We start from the raw sequence: 12,652 nt of genomic DNA, 5'->3' as shown, positions 1-12,652 counted from the left end.
GGAAATACCCGGTCACATTCCGAACCCGGAAGTCAAGCCCTTCAGCGCCGATGGTACTGCACTGGAGACGGTGTGGGAGAGTAGGACGTCGCCGGACAAACATTAGCGCGAGGCCGCCCCAAACACATCTGGGGCGGCCTCGCCGCATGTGTGGACCTTTTCGCTCACGCTGCGGAGATGCCGTGTTCCTCCTAAAATCGTGCCAAGCACGAGGGAGCGGAGGTTAGGGCATCGGCGCAGCGGACACGGCCTTGTCGATCACGGCAGCCGTGGTGCTTCTCTGTACCCTCGCCGGTCTCTGGCGCGCCGGGTGGGGTCCTACCACCCGGGACCGGCTCACCGCCTTCGTGCTGCTCGGCACCACAGGTGCCGCACTGCTCGCCGTGCTCGGCAGTCTGACCGGCACCGCGGCTTTCCGGGACGCCGCCATCGCGGTCGTGGCCCTCGCCACCGTCGTCGCGCTCGTCTGGACCCAGCGGGCGGGCCGATGATCGTCCTGATGACCTTGCTCCTCGGCGTAGGAGCCCTCTTCATGATTGCGGGGACAGTGGGTCTCCTGCGTTTCCCCGACCTTCCGACGCGCCTGCACGCCGTCGCGAAGGCGGACAACCTCGGGCTCGGCTTCATCATCCTCGGCCTGATCGTCCACACCGTGTCGAACGGAGTCGGTGCGGGCGTGGTGGCCAAACTCCTGCTCATCTGGATCCTTGCCCTCATCGGCACGGCGGTGAACAGTCACCTGCTGGCGACACGCGAGGACGACGGATGAGTCTGGAGATCGGTGTCTTCGACGGGCTCCTGCTGGCAGGTGTCGTCTTGTCAGCTGTAGTCGCCGTGCTGGTCCCGCGGCGCACGTCCGCGGTCGCGGTCTTTCTGGTGTTCGGGCTGCTGCTCGCTCTGCTGTGGGCTCGATTGGATGCCCCCGACATCGCTCTGGCGGAAGCCGTCCTCGGTGGCGGTGTCACCGGGGCGCTGCTCGTCGACGCCCTCGCCTCGAAGCAGGCAGAGGTGCCTCGACGTAGGTCGTGGGCGCTCGCCACCGGCCTCATCGCCGGCATCATTGCCTTCCTGGGCATGGGATGGGTGGTCTCCCGGCTGTCGGAACCGTCGGGGCAGCTGCCTCTCCTCGTGGGCGACCACATCGGGGCCAGCGGCGCCGAACATCCCGTCACGGCCGTGCTGCTGAACTTCCGCAGCTTCGACACGCTCTTGGAGATCGCCGTGGTGATGACGGCCGTCTTCGCGGCCACCGCCGTCAGCGATCGCTCCTGGACGCGGACTCTCTCGGCGTCCGGTGAGCTGCGGATCATCGCCGTGGTCCTGCTGCCCGTCGTCTCACTGCTGGCCGTGTGGATGCTGGTCGCCGGTACCACCCGGCCCGGAGGCGCCTTCCAAGCCGGAGCGATGGTGGGGGCCGGCCTCGTCATCGCCCACCTGACCGGAACTCGGCGCACCTCGACCCGAGGCCCGTGGGGCGATGCCCTGATCGTGCTGGGTCTCGTCGTGTTCATCTTGCTCGCGTTCTCGACGGCCGTCGGGGGCGCGGGGTGGCTGGTCCTGGGCGAGTCCTGGGCGTCGACGGCCATCCTCGCCGTCGAGGCGGTGCTGGCGGTCAGCATCGGGGTCGGCCTCGCGAGGATATTCCTCGCGAATCGGAGCGAACCAGGGGAGGCTCGGTGACCGTCGTCGACCTCGCCCTCATCGCCGGTCCCGCCATCGTGGTGATCGGACTCGTCGGCCATCTCCTGGTCGGTGACCTGCTGCGACGGATCGTCGCCCTGAACGTGGCCTCCGGCGGCGTCATGATGGTGCTGCTCGCCATCGCCGCCCGCGGTGAGGCCCCCGACCCGGTACCGCAGGCGCTCGTCCTGACCGGCATCGTCATCATGGCCGCGGTCACCGGCGTGGCGCTGGCCTTGGCGCGCCGCGTCGACGCGGTGACCGACGAGAGCGAGGGTCGATGAACTACCCCGCGCTCCTGCCCGCGCTCGTCCTCCTGCCGCTGCTCTTGGCGGCCGTGACGGCCCTGGTGCCTCGAGGATTGCGAAGGACCGCCGGCGCGGCGGCCGCCTCGACGACAGGGGCGCTCGGCATCGGCGTCGTCGCGTTGATCGGCGGGGGCAGCTGGGAGCTCGCGCTCGCGGGCTGGGAGGCGCCGTTGGGGATCACCCTGCGCGCCGACGGCACCAGCACCGCGTTCCTGGCACTCGTCGCCGTGGTGGGGCTGGCGGTGACGGTCTACGCCGCGGCCGAACCCAGCCTCGCCGGAGGCCCCGACTTCTGGCCCTTGTGGCTCGTCCTCTGGGCGGGCCTCAACGGCGTGGTCGTCGCCGGTGATCTGTTCACCATCTACGTGATGCTCGAGCTGGTGACCATCGCGGCCGTCGCACTCGTGGCCCTCGGCGGCAGGTCGGCCGCCGCTCCCGCGCTGCGTTATCTCTTCGTGGGCGTCATCGGGTCTCTGCTGTTCCTGCTGGCTGTCGCGCTCGTCTACGCCGAGACCGGCACCCTCGACCTGCCCCAGGCCACCGCGGCACTGGAGCCCGGCCCGGTCCTGACCTCGATCCTGGCGCTGACGCTCCTCGGCATGGGAGCGAAGATGGCGCTGTTCCCCTTGCACGCCTGGCTGCCGGTCGCCCATCCGGCCGCTCCCGCGGCCGTGAGTGCGGTGCTCTCGGCGCTGGTCATCAAAGCCGGCGTGATCGTCCTGTGGCGGATCTGGTTCGGTATCGCCGATGGCACCGCGGCGGTGCAGGTCCTCGGCGTGGCGGCCGGTATCGCCGGGGCGGTCGCCGTCTTCTGGGGCGGGGCGATGGCGCTGCGGTCGTCCCGGCTGAAGCCGATCGTCGCCTACTCCACCGTCGCGCAGGTCGGATACTTCGCGATCGTGCTGTCGCTGGCCGACGGTTCCGCGGCCGGCTGGTCCGGGGGAGTGATCCTCGTGCTCGCCCATGGGCTGGCGAAGGCCGCGATGTTCCTCGCCGCGGGCACACTCGCCTTCGCCTACGGCACCGACCGACTCTCACAGCTCCACGGCGCGATCAGCCACACCCCGATGACCGTCGCCGCGCTGGCGATCGCCGGGATCAGCCTCGCCGGACTGCCCCCGACCTTCGGTTTCGTCGCCAAGTGGCAACTCCTGGTGGCAACGATCGAACAGGGAGAGTGGTGGTGGATCGGTGTGCTCCTGCTCGGTGGTCTGCTGACCTTCGGTTACACCGCCGCGATGGTCCGCGCCACCTTCAATCGCCCCGGTGACGACGAGGTGCCTGCTCCGTACCCGGTGCCCGCCATCCTGGCCGTGGTGCCGTTCATCCTCGCGATCGCCTCGGTGGCTTTCGGGGTGTTCTCGGCCGGACTCGTCGATCTCCTCGCCGAGGACCCGACGGCGAGGGGACGCCCATGACTCCCGAAGCCTCGGTCGACTACAGCATCGTCCCCCTGCTGATGCTGCTGACCTCGCTGATCCCGGCGGGGATCATCTTCTGCCTGCGTGAGGATCAGGTGCGGTGGCGTACGACCCTCAACCTGGCCGGTGCGCTGGCCAAGGTGGGCTTCGTCGTGGCTCTGATCCCGCCCGTCGTGGCCGGTGACAAGCTCCGCGCCTCGATGCCGTGGGTGCCGGGTGTGGACCTCGTGCTCGTCACGGATGCGTTCTCGCTCTTCTTCGTCGCGCTGTCGGCCGGGCTCTGGCTCGTGACGACGATCTACGCGATCGGATATCTGGAGGGCGCACCGAACCGCTCGCGCTTCTTCGGATTCTTCAGCCTGTGCGTGACCGCGACGACCGGTATCGCCCTGGCCGGCAATCTCATCACCTTCCTGCTGTTCTTCGAGATGCTGACGTTGGTGACCTACCCGCTGGTGGCGCATCGCGGGACGAAGGACGCACTCGACGGTGCTCGTACCTACCTGGCGTACACCTTGGGTGGCGGAGTCGTCCTGCTGGCGGGCGTCGTCTGGCTCACCGTGTTGGTGGGTCCGGTCGAGTTCACGGCCGGAGGCGTGGAAGCGGTGGCCGAGCTCGCCGCCGACCGACCGGGGGTCACCACAGCGATCGGCGCGCTGCTGCTCATCGGCATGTCCGTCAAAGCGGCCATCGTCCCACTGCACGGATGGTTGCCGGTGGCGATGGTGGCACCGGCGCCCGTCAGCGCACTGTTGCATGCGGTGGCCGTCGTCAAGGCGGGTGCCTTCGGCATCGTCCGGGTCGTCCACGACCTCTTCGGGCTGTCGGTCGCCGGCGACTTGGGACTACTGCCGGTCCTGGCGGCCTTCGCGGGATTCACCATCGTGTACGGATCGATCCGCGCTCTGGCACAAGACGACCTGAAGAAGCGACTCGCCTACTCGACGGTCTCCCAGCTGTCCTATGTCGCCCTCGGGGCCGCTCTGGTGGCGCCGCTGGCGACCGCCGGAGCGCTCGTCCATATCGTCCACCAGGGGATGATGAAGATCACCCTGTTCTTCTGCGCCGGGCTCTTCGCCGAGGTGCAGGGCATCTCGAAGATCAGTCAGCTCACCGGGGTCGGCCGGCGGATGCCGCTGACGGCCGCCGCGTTCACGGTCGGGTCGCTCGGCATGATCGGACTGCCCCCGCTGGCCGGTTTCGTCTCCAAGTGGCCGCTGGCCCTCGGAGGACTGGACGCGGGCACCGCCTGGGTGCTGCCGGTGCTCATCACGAGCACCCTGCTCAATGCGGCGTACTTCCTGCCCGTGGTCTACGCCCTCTGGCGTCCCGAACCCGATGAACGGGCGACCGCCGCATCGGCCGGTCCTCCTCGACGCCGTCTGGAAGCGCCTGCCGCCCTGCTGTGGCCGGCGGTCGTGACCGCCGCGATGGTGCTGTTCATGGGCGTCGCCGCGGGATGGACCTATTCGCCCTGGAGCCTGGCCGAGATCATCGCCGAGGGGAGCTACCGATGATGTGGTGGATCGCCGCCGGATGGCCGCTGCTCCTGGTCGCCTCGCTCATGGCATCAGGAGTGGTGCCACGGAGCACGGCCGAGCGTCTGCGCGACCGAGTGTCGCGCTTCGGCTGGTTGGCCGTGGTGCCCGCCGGGATCCTGTGCGTGACGGCAGACCCCGAGACGGTCACCGTGCCCTGGATGCTGCTCGGCACGTCGGTGGCTCTCGATGACATCGCGCGTCCTCTACTGGCGATGGCGGTGGTGCTCTACGGTCTGGCGCTGTCCTTCATCCCGCGCTCCGGCACCGAGCGTCCAGCTCTGCTGTCCGGCCTCGTGATGGTGTGCTTCGTCGCCAATGCCGGCGTCTTCGCGGCCGCCGATCTGATCACCTTCTATCTGTGTTTCACCGCGATGAGCTTCGCCGGCTACGGGCTGGTGGTTCATTCCGGATCCGGATCGGCACGCCGTGCGGGTCGTATCTATCTGGTGATGACCGTCCTCGGCGAGGGGGCCGTCCTGTCGGCGATGGTGCTGGTGGCGCGGGCCGGCGGCATGCGGCTCAGCGAATCCGCCGCCGCGGTCGCGGCATCACCGGACCGCGATCTCATCATCGGGCTGCTCCTCGTGGGCTTCGGGGTGAAGGCCGGGACGGTGCCCCTGCACGTGTGGCTTCCGCTCGCCCACCCGGCGGCGCCCACGCCCGCCAGCGCAGTGCTCTCGGGAGCGATGATCAAGGCCGGCCTCGTGGGCTGGCTGCGGTTCCTGCCGTTCGGCGAGAGCGAGGTCGGATGGGGCACCGCCTTCGTGGCGCTCGCGCTCCTCGGAGGCTTCCTGGCGGTACCTGTCGGACTGCTGCAGGACGATCCGAAGGTCATCCTCGCGTACAGCAGCATCAGCCAGATGGGATTCCTGGCCGCCCTCGTGGGCGTCGCGCTGGCCATGCCCGAGGTCGCCCCGGCGTGCGCGATCGCGGCCGTCATCTATGCGGTCCACCACGGTCTTGCGAAAGGGGTGCTGTTCCTCGGCGTGCAGATGTGGGATGTGGAGCGCTGGCGACGCTGGCCCGTGGCGGTGCTGATGGCCCTCGCCGGGCTCTCGGTCATCGGCGCGCCGCTGACGAGCGGCTATGTGGCGAAGTACGGAGCGAAGGAGGCCGTCGGTGCCGCCACCTTCCCGGCCTCCGGCGGGATTGCCCTGGCCGAGGTGCTTCCGTGGGTGGGTCTCGGATCGACCTTGCTGCTGGCACGGTTCGCGGTCGTGATGTGGCGGCGTGACCGAGCTCCGTCGCCCACGCCGGTCACCCGTGATACCGCGTGGGCGTCCGCCGCGGTCGTCCCGGTGGCCGCGGTGGGGTGGCTCGCGGCCTCCCATGAACCGCTCTCCAGCCGACCCGGTTGGTTCGACCCAGGGACGTGGTGGGCGCAAGGTTGGCCGCTGCTGGCGGGCCTCGCGCTCGCGGTGGCAGCGGCGCTGACCGCACGCCGGCCCCGCTGGAACGACTCGCGTATCGCCCACCCGCACGGGGACGTCGTTCCTCCCGGCGACGTGGTGACCCTCGAGGAGAGGCTCGTCAGGTCCGCAGGGAAGGGACTGCGCGCCATAGTGCATCGGCTCGAACGCCTGGCGGCGGGAGTTCGGTCACGCCTCGCTCCGCCGGTCTCGCTGGTCGCGGCGGTGGGGCGGGCCCAGCGGTCGCTCGGTGCCTGGGAGGTCTCCGGGGCGGTGCTGCTCATCCTGATCGCCGTCGCCATCGGATGGGCCGCGGTGAACGGAGGCGCGACATGATCGGATCGGTCCTCGCACGCGCCGCGGTCGCGTCGCTCCTCTGGGTGGCGATCGTGGAGGCGGATGGTGGCGTCCTCTCCTACGGGATGGTGGCCGTCCCGCTCGCGGTAGCGGTGAGCTATGTCCTCGCGGGCCGTCCCGCTCGCGGGCGAGCGGGACGGTGGAAGCGCGGTCTCGCGTCGGTGCGGCTCGGCGGCTGGCTGCTCGGCCGCTCCGTGCTCGGGGGGATCGACGTCGCGCGCCGTGCCGTGCGGCCTTCCGGTGCCCGTGTCGATCCGTACTGGACGACCTATCGGACGAGCCTGCCCACCGAAGGTGCCCGTATCGCGCTCGTGTTCCTCATGAATCTCATCCCCGGCTCATTGTCGGCGAGTCGCGACGGCGATCTGATCGAGGTCCACGTCATCGGCACCGATCTCGACGTGGAGGCAGCGCTGACCGCGCTCGAAAGCCGTATCGCGCGGGCCGCCCGGACTCCGTCCACAGCCGCGGACCCCTCCTGACGCCGTCCACAGATCGGGTGAGCCGCCTGGATCAGGCGGTCGGTTCGCCGGAGGGTTGGGCCATGAGCCAGAGTCCAGAGACCTCCGTCCCTCCCCACGACACCAACGAGGTGCACCTCACCGGCCGCCTCTCGTCCCCGCCGGCCGCGAGAGTGCTGCCGTCCGGTGACCAGATCGTGACCTTCCGACTGGTGGTGCGACGCAGCGCCAGGGCGCGCCGGCGATCGAGGCAGAGCGTCGACAGCTTCGAATGCACGGCATGGACCGCGGCCTTGCGACGGCGCGCTCTGCGCCTCGCCGCGGACGACCTCGTCGAGGTCCGGGGTGAGCTGCGGGCGCGCTTCACTCGGGGACAGCACGGGCTGGTCGGCCGGGTGACGGTCGACCTGCAGAGCCTGACGAGGGCGCCGGTAGCCTCGTCGCCATGACATTGCGCTCGTCCCCAGGCCCTCTCGTCGACGATCACGATGCCGTGCTGCTCGACCTCGACGGAGTCGTCTATGTCTCCGACCACGCCGTCCCGGAGGCCGTCGAGGCGTTGACGAAGGCGGAGGCCGGGGGAGCGGCGCTGGCCTTCCTCACGAACAACGCCGCCCGGACCCCACGGGCGGTGGCCGACCACCTGCGGAGACTGGGGCTGCCGGCCGACATCGAGGACGTCGTCACGTCGGCACAGGCCATCGCCCGGGTGATGGCCGACGAGCTCGAGACGGGCTCCCGGGTGCTCGTGTGCGGTGGCGAGGGGTTGCGCGCGGCCGTCCACGATGTCGGCCTGGTGCCGGTCTCGTCGGCCGATGACACACCTGATGCCGTCGTGCAGGGCTACTTCCCCGAGATCGGCTGGCGCGATCTCGCCGAGGTCGCCTACGCCGTCGAGGCGGGTCTGCCCTGGTACGTCAGCAACACGGATCGCACGATCCCCACGGCGCGGGGTATCGCCCCAGGCAACGGGTCCTTGGTGGAGGTCGTCCGCGCCGCGGCCTCGGCTGAACCGCGTGCCATCGCCGGCAAGCCCTACCTCCCGTTGTTCGAGGTCACGGTGGAGCGCATCCAGACCGAGCGCCCGCTGATGGTGGGCGACCGGCTCGACACGGACATCGCGGGGGCCCGCGCCGCCCACATCGTGTCGCTCGCCGTGCTCACCGGGGTCAGCGGCCTCGCCGATCTCGTCGCGGCCACCGAGGACGAGCGTCCCGACTACGTCGCGGCCGATCTCCGCGGGCTCCACCAAGCCCATCCGCCGGTCGAGATCGATGGCGCCACCGCCGCCTGCGGTGACGCGGTCGCCCGCTCTACCGATGGCCGGATCGCCCTGGATCGTCCCGCGGCCGATGTCGCGAGCCTGCGGGCCGTGGTCGGACTCGCCTGGCACCTCCGGGACACGGGTTCGGCGATTCCGTCCGTGGACAGTGGGACACTGGGCCTATGAGCGAGCTGAATGAGCGCAGCGAGGGCGGCGCGGAGATGGAACCGGAGGGCGGTCCCGAGGAGGTCGTCGCGGGGGTCCTGCGGCAGCTCGACGATCTCGAGGACGTCACGATCGACGAACACCCGGCGCGCTTCGACGCCGTTCACGACGACCTGCGGCGCGTGCTGCGCGGCGAACCGGTCGCTCCGCCCTCATGAGTGAGCGCAGCGAGCGAGCGATGGGGTGTCTCATGCCGGTCATCGCCTATCGTGCTTCTTTTCAGGCGGTGGCGGCATGAGTGAGCGCAGCGAGCGAGCGATGGGGTATCTCATGCCGGTCATCGCCTATCGTGCTTCTTTTCAGGCGGTGGCGGCATGAGCCGACGGGTGCGCCTCGATGCTGAGCTCGTGCGCCGGGGACTGGCCGGCTCTCGCGACCAGGCGGCCGGCCTGATCGCCGAGGGCGTGGTCAGCGTCGCCGGCGCCACGGCGAGCAAGCCCGCGACGCAGATCACCACGGACCAGCCGATCGTGATCGCGGAGGACACGGGTCCGCGCTATGCGTCGCGCGGCGCGTACAAGCTGCTCGGGGCCCTCGAGGTCTTCGAGCCCGCCGGCCTGGAGGTGAGCGGTCGTCGCGCGCTGGACGCCGGAGCCTCGACCGGCGGGTTCACCGATGTCCTCCTGCGCCGAGGGGTGCGCGAGGTCATCGCGGTCGATGTCGGCTACGGCCAGCTGGTGTGGGCATTGCAGAGCGATGAGCGGGTCCACGTGCTGGATCGCACCAATGTCCGGACCCTCACCCGCGAGCAGATCGACGGTCCCGTGGACCTCGTGGTCTCGGATCTGTCCTTCATCTCCCTGACGATCGTCATGCCGGCGCTCACCGCCGTCACCGAGTCGGCCGGCGACATCGTCCTGATGATCAAGCCGCAGTTCGAGGTCGGCCGCTCGAATCTCGGTAAGAACGGCGTGGTGCGCGACCCGGCCTTGCACGCTGGCGCGATCATGCAGGTGTGCACCAGCGCCCACGACCACGGATGGGGCACGCGGGCGCTCGCGCCCAGCCCCTTGCCGGGGCCGGCGGGTAACGTCGAGTACTTCTGCTGGCTGCGTTCGGACGCTCCACCACCGGACCCTGCCGATGCGGAGCGGGCCGTCGCAGCCGGGCCGCTGTCCCAACGAGGAGGAGCCCCGCGATGAGAAGTGTCCTGATCACCGTGCATACCGCGCGCCCCGATGCCGCGGCCGTCGCGGCGACCTTCGCGCGCGAGCTCCAGAAGGCGGGCATCGAGGTGCGGGTGATCGACAGCGAGTACGACGCGATCGCCGCCCAAGGCATCGAGGATCTCGTCGCCGTGGGCGCCGGCCCCGGGGCAGCGGCAGGATGCGACCTGGCGGTGGTGTTCGGTGGCGATGGCACGATCCTCAGAGCTGCGGAGATGTGCCGTGGCACCGGGGCCGCCGTCCTGGGCGTGAACCTCGGGCACGTCGGCTTCCTCGCCGAGGCCGATGTCGAGGACCTCCATGAGATCGCCGAGCGGGTGATCGCCGCGGACTTCGAGGTGGAGGAGCGGCTGACCGTCGACGTCTCGGTCACCGTCGGAGGTCGCGAGGTCGGCCGCAACTGGGCGTTGAACGAGGCGACGGTCGAGAAGGCCTCGCGCGAACGCATGATCGAGGCGGTCGTGGAGATCGACGGCCGCCCGGTGTCCCGGTGGGGGTGCGATGGCATCGTCTGCGCCACGCCCACCGGTTCGACCGCCTACAACTTCAGCGCGGGCGGGCCGATCGTCTGGCCCGAGGTGGCGGCGCTCCTGATGGTGCCGATCAGCGCTCACGCGCTCTTCGCGCGACCACTGGTCGTGTCCCCGGACTCCACCCTCGCGATCGAGATCGTCGGCGACACCCCGGCCGGCATCCTGTGGTGCGACGGACGCCGCGCCGCCGAGCTGCCGGTCGGGGCGCGCATCGAGGTACGGCGCGGGGCCGAGCCGGTACGGCTCGCCCGCCTGCACACCGCGCCTTTCGCCGACCGGCTCGTCCGCAAGTTCGAGCTGCCGGTGGCCGGGTGGCGGGGAGCGGCCGAGCGGCGCCGGGAGACGATGTCCTGATGTGGAACTATCTGCGTTTGTCCGCGCTGGGCGTGATCGAGGAGGCCGAGCTCGAGCTCGGTCCGGGATTCTCGGTGATCACGGGTGAGACGGGAGCCGGCAAGACCATGGTGGTCACCGCGCTCGGGCTCCTCCGCGGCGAGCGCGCCGATTCCGGGCTGGTGCGGGTCGGGGCCGAGCGGGCTCGGGTCGAGGCCGGGGTCGGCGTACCCCAGGGCTCCGTGGCCGCCGGGCTCGTCGAGGACGCGGGCGGCGATGTCGACGACGGTGAGATCCTCCTGGGGCGAGTGCTCTCCGCCCAGGGCCGGTCGCGCGCGACCGCCGGCGGTGCGACCGTTCCTGCCACGGTTCTCACGCAGGTCGCCCGCGAGCTGGTGGCCGTGCACGGGCAGTCCGATCAACAGCGCCTGGTGCTGGCCGCGCAGCAGCGCGATGCCCTCGACCTGTACGCGGGGGCCGAGGCACGTGAGGCGCTGGCCGCCTACCAGGATGCCTACCGCCGCTGGCGTGAGGCACAGCGTTCGCTGGCGCAGCTGCGTGAGCACGCCGGGGAACGGCTCCGCGAGCTGGAGATGCTGCAGCACGGTCTCGGTGAGATCGAGGAGGTCGACCCGGCACCCGGCGAGGACGAGGAGCTGGCGGCCGAGGAGGGGCGACTCGCGCACGCCGAATCGCTCATCGGGGCCGCCGCGTCCGCGGCGGAGGCGCTCTCGTCCGACGAGGGCGGAGTCGGCGTGATCATCGGGGCTGCCCACCAGCAGCTCGCGCATGCCGCGGGTCACGACGACCGACTCGACGGCCTCGCCGAACGACTGGCGAGCGCCGGGATCGAGGTAGCCGATATCGCCTCGGAGCTGCAGCACTATGCGGCTGACATCGATCTCGACCCGGCCCGCCTGGCGGCTGTCCAGGAGCGTAGGGCCGCGATCACGGCGCTCGTCCGTCGCTACGGTCCGACCCTCGATGACGTCCTCGACTGGGCGAAGTCGGCTGCCGCCCGGGTTCCCGAGCTCGATGGCGATGATCAGCGGCTCGAGCAGCTGGAAGCCGAGATCGCCGCGCTCGGACCACAGGTCGACGAGCTCGCCGAGCGGTTGCGCGCGGTGCGGCGGTCGGCGGCCAGCACCTTCGCCGAACGGGTGCAGGCCGAGCTGGCGGAGCTGTCGATGCCCTCGGCGCGTCTCGAGGTCACCGTGGAGCCCGCTGACGAACCTGCGTTGCATGGCGGCGATGTCGTCGAGTTCGGCTTCGCGGCCAACTCAGGTACGGCTCCGCGGCCGATGAGCAAGGGGGCGAGCGGGGGCGAGCTCTCGCGCCTGATGCTCGCCCTGGAGGTCGTCCTCGCTGACGAGCACACGGTGCCCACCCTCGTGTTCGACGAGGTCGATGCCGGGATCGGCGGCAAAGCGGCGGTCGAGGTGGGACGGAGGCTGGCACGCCTCGCACGTCACGCCCAGGTCATCGCCGTCACGCACCTCCCGCAGGTGGCGGCATTCGCCGACGATCACTTCGTGGTCACCAAGTCCGATGACGGTGCCGTGACGGCTAGCAGCGTGCGGCGGCTCACGCCCGACGAGCGGGTCGACGAGCTCGCCCGGATGCTCGCGGGACTGGACGACTCGCGTGCCGCGCAGGAGCATGCGCGCGAGCTCCTCGACCTCGCCGGCCACTGACCCCTCGGTGGTCGAGTAGCCGCGGGGGACGAGCGGCGCTGGAGCGAGGCCAGGTGGGGTGGTTTCGATACGGTCGCTCGCTGGGCGAGCTTCCTACTCAACCACCGGTCCCTCACCTCGGTGGTCGTGTAGCCCAAGGCCGTCCGCGGCCGGAGCGATGGAGCCGGGGCATCAGGGGCGTAGCCGCGCTGGAGCGAGGCCACGCTTACGGAAAGGTGATCTCGATACGTGACGTGCTCGTTGCGCTCGCGGTCGCTACT

General features: G+C 70.5%; 14 protein-coding genes and 1 rRNA gene. All 15 read left to right on the top strand.

Annotated features, from left to right (window positions below):
* Nucleotides 1-97: ribosomal RNA gene (rrf, locus tag JL108_RS18465) — 5S ribosomal RNA — on the top strand; the annotation flags it as partial.
* A gap of 175 nt (nt 98-272) precedes the next feature.
* The gene (locus JL108_RS18460; protein WP_205199592.1) at nt 273-491 is read left to right on the top strand and encodes a monovalent cation/H+ antiporter complex subunit F; all 219 of its coding nucleotides are present in this window, start codon (nt 273-275) and stop codon (nt 489-491) included.
* On the top strand, nt 488-769 hold the full coding sequence (locus tag JL108_RS18455; protein ID WP_143914781.1) for a monovalent cation/H(+) antiporter subunit G: 282 nt from the start codon (nt 488-490) through the stop codon (nt 767-769). Before JL108_RS18460 ends, JL108_RS18455 begins: the two co-directional genes overlap by 4 nt.
* A complete protein-coding gene (locus JL108_RS18450; RefSeq protein ID WP_205199590.1) occupies nt 766-1,680 on the top strand; it encodes a hydrogenase subunit MbhD domain-containing protein in 915 nt (304 codons plus the stop codon). Before JL108_RS18455 ends, JL108_RS18450 begins: the two co-directional genes overlap by 4 nt.
* On the top strand, nt 1,677-1,964 hold the full coding sequence (locus JL108_RS20340; protein WP_143914783.1) for an NADH-quinone oxidoreductase subunit K: 288 nt from the start codon (nt 1,677-1,679) through the stop codon (nt 1,962-1,964). The genes JL108_RS18450 and JL108_RS20340 overlap by 4 nt, the downstream gene beginning before the upstream one ends.
* Nucleotides 1,961-3,406: a complex I subunit 5 family protein gene (locus JL108_RS18440; protein WP_205199589.1), complete on the top strand. Its 1,446-nt coding sequence runs from the start codon at nt 1,961-1,963 to the stop codon at nt 3,404-3,406. Before JL108_RS20340 ends, JL108_RS18440 begins: the two co-directional genes overlap by 4 nt.
* Nucleotides 3,403-4,926: a proton-conducting transporter membrane subunit gene (locus JL108_RS18435; RefSeq protein ID WP_205199588.1), complete on the top strand. Its 1,524-nt coding sequence runs from the start codon at nt 3,403-3,405 to the stop codon at nt 4,924-4,926. The genes JL108_RS18440 and JL108_RS18435 overlap by 4 nt, the downstream gene beginning before the upstream one ends.
* A complete protein-coding gene (locus JL108_RS18430; protein WP_205199587.1) occupies nt 4,923-6,695 on the top strand; it encodes a complex I subunit 5 family protein in 1,773 nt (590 codons plus the stop codon). Before JL108_RS18435 ends, JL108_RS18430 begins: the two co-directional genes overlap by 4 nt.
* Entirely contained in the window at nt 6,692-7,198 is a 507-nt protein-coding gene (locus tag JL108_RS18425; protein ID WP_205199586.1) for a Na+/H+ antiporter subunit E, read from the top strand. The genes JL108_RS18430 and JL108_RS18425 overlap by 4 nt, the downstream gene beginning before the upstream one ends.
* A gap of 62 nt (nt 7,199-7,260) precedes the next feature.
* Entirely contained in the window at nt 7,261-7,626 is a 366-nt protein-coding gene (locus JL108_RS18420; protein ID WP_205199585.1) for a single-stranded DNA-binding protein, read from the top strand.
* Nucleotides 7,623-8,627, top strand: coding sequence for an HAD-IIA family hydrolase (locus JL108_RS18415; protein ID WP_205199584.1), 1,005 nt, complete (start codon nt 7,623-7,625; stop codon nt 8,625-8,627). The genes JL108_RS18420 and JL108_RS18415 overlap by 4 nt, the downstream gene beginning before the upstream one ends.
* Nucleotides 8,624-8,824, top strand: a complete 201-nt coding sequence (locus tag JL108_RS18410; protein WP_205199583.1) for a hypothetical protein — start codon at nt 8,624-8,626, stop codon at nt 8,822-8,824. The genes JL108_RS18415 and JL108_RS18410 overlap by 4 nt, the downstream gene beginning before the upstream one ends.
* 156 nt (nt 8,825-8,980) lie before the next feature.
* The gene (locus JL108_RS18405) at nt 8,981-9,808 is read left to right on the top strand and encodes a TlyA family RNA methyltransferase (protein WP_205199582.1); all 828 of its coding nucleotides are present in this window, start codon (nt 8,981-8,983) and stop codon (nt 9,806-9,808) included.
* Complete coding sequence (locus JL108_RS18400; RefSeq protein WP_205199581.1) at nt 9,805-10,719, top strand: NAD kinase; 915 nt, start codon at nt 9,805-9,807, stop codon at nt 10,717-10,719. Before JL108_RS18405 ends, JL108_RS18400 begins: the two co-directional genes overlap by 4 nt.
* Nucleotides 10,719-12,392, top strand: coding sequence for a DNA repair protein RecN (gene recN / locus JL108_RS18395; protein ID WP_205199580.1), 1,674 nt, complete (start codon nt 10,719-10,721; stop codon nt 12,390-12,392). The genes JL108_RS18400 and recN overlap by 1 nt, the downstream gene beginning before the upstream one ends.
* The last annotated feature ends 260 nt before the right edge of the window (nt 12,393-12,652 follow it).

This window comes from Aeromicrobium sp. YIM 150415 (genome assembly GCF_016918125.1).
Classification (GTDB): domain Bacteria; phylum Actinomycetota; class Actinomycetes; order Propionibacteriales; family Nocardioidaceae; genus Aeromicrobium; species Aeromicrobium piscarium.
Note: the sequence above shows the minus strand (reverse complement) of the source record. Positions and strands in the feature narration are given on the sequence as shown.